Origin of the sequence: uncultured Anaerovibrio sp. (assembly GCA_902786545.1) — a bacterium.
GTDB lineage: Bacteria > Bacillota > Negativicutes > Selenomonadales > Selenomonadaceae > Anaerovibrio.
In genome coordinates, this window is sequence record CADACU010000081.1 from 2415 (window position 1) to 6124 (window position 3710).

3 protein-coding genes and 1 pseudogene are annotated in these 3710 nt (G+C 49.0%); all 4 read left to right on the top strand.

Annotated elements, in window-relative coordinates; all coding sequences use genetic code 11:
- Positions 1–1249: folylpolyglutamate synthase/dihydrofolate synthase family protein (locus QZV24_RS10150; RefSeq protein WP_294523482.1), on the top strand; the 1249-nt coding region annotated here is incomplete at its 5' end.
- A gap of 127 nt (positions 1250–1376) precedes the next feature.
- Positions 1377–2597, top strand: a complete 1221-nt coding sequence (locus QZV24_RS10155; protein ID WP_294523484.1) for an O-antigen ligase — start codon at positions 1377–1379, stop codon at positions 2595–2597.
- Entirely contained in the window at positions 2552–3265 is a 714-nt protein-coding gene (locus QZV24_RS10160; protein ID WP_294523486.1) for a TerC family protein, read from the top strand. Before QZV24_RS10155 ends, QZV24_RS10160 begins: the two co-directional genes overlap by 46 nt.
- Positions 3266–3422: 157 nt before the next feature.
- Positions 3423–3710 (top strand): annotated as a pseudogene (locus QZV24_RS10165) (hypothetical protein); the annotation flags it as partial.

The window sequence follows — 3710 nt, forward strand, 5'->3', positions numbered from 1 at the left end:
GTTTACCTCGCCTCATCTGGAGTCCTATACGGAACGGGTGGTTATCAATGGGGATAACATCAGCCGGGAGAAGCTGGCGGCGGCCCTTACCGTGGTACGGGATTTATGTGATTTTATGGTGGGCGAGGGAGATGAACACCCTACCCAATTTGAGGTGCTGACGGCGGCGGCTTTTTACATCTTTATGAAGGAACAGGTGGAGTATGCTGTTATTGAAGTCGGGTTGGGGGGATTGTTGGATTCCACCAATGTGATTACTCCGGCAGTATCGGTTATTACTAATGTGTCCTTTGAGCATGCTGATAAATGCGGTGGCACCCTGGAGGGGATTGCCCACCACAAGGCGGGGATTATCAAGGATGGAGTGCCGGTAATCACCGGTGCCGCAGGACAGGCGCTGGAAATTATTCGGCAGACTGCCATCGAGCATAAAGCGGCTATTTATGTGGCGGGGCAGGAATTTGGGGCAAAGGCAGTGCAGCCTCTGGGCCAGCTCAGCATACCACCTAATCTGGGCAATACCGGGGTGGGAAATATGAGTCCTTCTATGATTGATTTGCAGATAGAAGCACTGTCAGCCCTGCCTTATGGTCGGTGTGAAACAGAAGGTGATGGTGCCAAAACTCAGCTGGTGGAATTTACCGCCCGGTGTGAGCAGATGGCGGATATGGATTATCGTCTGGGTCAGCGGGGACTGTATCAGATATTTAACAGCAGTATTGCCGTGGCCACTGCCATGCTGCTGGCTATAGATGATTTGCGTATTACCCGCCAGGCCATAAAGAAAGCCATGCTGTCCGTTCGGTGGCCGGGCCGGTTTGAGATTATCCCGCAAAAGGGCTATGAACTGGTTATTGATGGGGCCCATAATCCGGCTGGTATCACTGTGCTGCGGGAGAGTCTTGATTATTATTATCCTGACCAAAAACGGATTTTTGTGCTGGGGATTCTTCGGGACAAGGATTTTGAAGGAATGCTGAAGCTGCTTTTGCGGCCTGATGATCGGGTGATTTTCACCACACCATCATCAGAGCGGGCGGCTGATCCGGTAGAGCTGTTGGAATACGCCCCGGTAGAGACCAAGGAGGCTATAGGCGATGCCGGAAAAGCCCTGAAACGGGGGATGGAGCTGGCGGCTGAGGCGAGCAAGGCGGCAGATGGACCGCAGGCTGACACTGTACTGATATGTGCCGGTTCGCTGTATCTTATTGGTTATCTCCGCCATATTCTTATGAATGAACATAAATAAAGCAATTCAATGATTGTCCCGATGCTTTGGCCCGTTATGGGGACTGGCAACAAGGCGCATTTCTTAGTATAATAAACATATTAAATAGGTTTTATGTTTATGTTTGGTTGTTTTTGGGGTGAATTTCGTGGGAGTCTTTAAACGGATAGCAACATCAACGGTGGTAAAGGACAGTTTACATATAGCGATTGTTTTGGAGGCATTTTTCATTGCTTTGGCACCAACGGTGGCCGTGGCGTGCCTAGGTGTCGGCATGGCGGCATTTTTAATTAAGTGGTGGAAGGATCCGGAGTTTCAGCTGAATGGTACACCTTATAACTGGGCTATTGCCATATTTATGGTTTGCGGAGGGGCATCCATATTTGTGTCACCGGACCGGATGTATAGTTTGTCCATCTGGTTTGTGATGCTGCTGATATATTTCTTCACCTATGTATTGGTGTCCCAAAATGTTAATACACCGCGGCATATGCGGGATATAGCATACGCTTTGGGGACTGCTGCTGCAATTGTTATCCTGTACGGATTTTTCCAGTTTTTCTTCGGGATTGATACCAGCGAAATGCGGTGGGTGGATGGCGAAGCTTTTCCGGAGCTGCGGAAAAGGGTGTTTTCCACTTTGGAAAATCCAAATATTTTGGCGGCTTATCTGGATGTGGTAGCCTGTGTACTGTTGGGGCTGTTTTCCCGACTGCAGGATCGTCGTACCAGAATTTGGCTGGCGATTGGTATAATCTGCTGTATGGCCTGTCTGGCCATGACCTATGCCCGGGGGGCTTGCCTGACCATTGCAGTTATTATGGCTGGCTACGGGGCAGTGAAGGACCGGCGGATATTGATGGCTGTGCTGGTGGTGGCGGTCGGAATCTTGGTTTTAAATCCGGTGCTGCTGGAGCGAATGACCACCATGTTTAGCGTGGGGGATACTTCCTCGGAAATGCGCATTGCCATGTGGGAAAGCACCCTGCAGATGATAATGGACCACCCGGTACTGGGCATCGGTGGTGGCGCCTATTCACTGGTTTATCCGATTTATGATACCTACATTGTGGATGGCAGTGTTACTTTGGTGCACGCTCACAATATTTATCTGAACTATGTGGCGGAAATCGGTATAATGGGGGGCATGGGCTTTACGATTTTTCTGTTTGGCACAATAATTACGGCCCTGTTTTCCAAAAAAGAAATGCCGGATGATTTTTCCGGCGGTTTGATGGTAGGGCTGGGGCTGGCCTTGATTTCGGTTGCCTTGAATGGCCTGACGGATGATGTGTTGTACAACCTGCCGTCCTCTATGCTCTTATGGATGATGTGTGGTATGGTGGTTGCGTTGGAGGAGAATTTTTAGTGGAATTATTTACTGTTGAGTTTTGGACCGCTTTATTTTCAATCGTGATACTGGATTTGGTGTTGGCAGGGGATAACGCAGTGGTTATTGCCATGGCTGCCCATCGGCTGCCGGATGAAATGAAAAAGAAAGCGGTGCTGGTGGGAACCGGCGGAGCGGTGGTCATTCGGATTATTATGACTTTGTTGGCGGTATATCTGCTGTCGATTCCATATTTGCAGGCTTTGGGTGGACTGCTGTTGTTGCCTATAGCTATCAAACTGTTGGCACCGGCCAAGGAAGGTCATGTAGAGGAAGCGGATAATTTCGTCGGAGCAGTCAAGACCATCATCGTGGCCGATGCGGCCATGGGGATAGATAATGTGCTGGCCGTAGCCGGAGCAGCTCACGGTAGTTTTTTGCTGGTGGTTATTGGTCTTATTATCAGTGTTCCAATAGTAGTGGGCAGCAGTCAGCTCATCGGCAAGCTGTTGGATAACTGGCCGATACTGATCTATTTGGGTTCAGCTATTTTAGGCTGGACCGGCGGCAGTATGCTGGTACATGATGCCAGTGTGGGGCGGCTTATTGGCGATGCCCTTGGACCGGCGACGCAGCTGGCTATTCCGGCGGTGTTAGCCATAGGTGTGTGCGTGGTTGGTTATATGAAAAAGAAAGCCCGGAAATAAATAAAGTTGGAAAGCAAAACCTTCTCTTTTTAGGGAAGGTTTTTATTTGGCAAAAATTATTATGAAAAATTCTTAAATATGTTGAAAATATTTTGTGATATGATAAAATTATTAACATAAATAAACATTTCACAAAATAAACTTAAGGATTTTGGCTATGGCACATAATATAAATAATAATTTATCCGAATTGTTGCTGGCTGCTAGACGCAGTACTGGTTCAGCACCACGGCCCCGGCTGGAACCTGGTCCGATAGATACCGCTCCGGTGGTTCGGCTGGTAAATGGCCTGATTGAAGCTGCCTTGCTGCAGGATGCCAGTGATATTCACATTGAGCCGGGGCCGGTGACCGGACGGGTGCGGTATCGGGTGAACGGTTGTCTGGAACTCGTTGCCGAAGCTATTCCGATGGCATTGTATGGCCACATTATTTCCCGGCTGAAG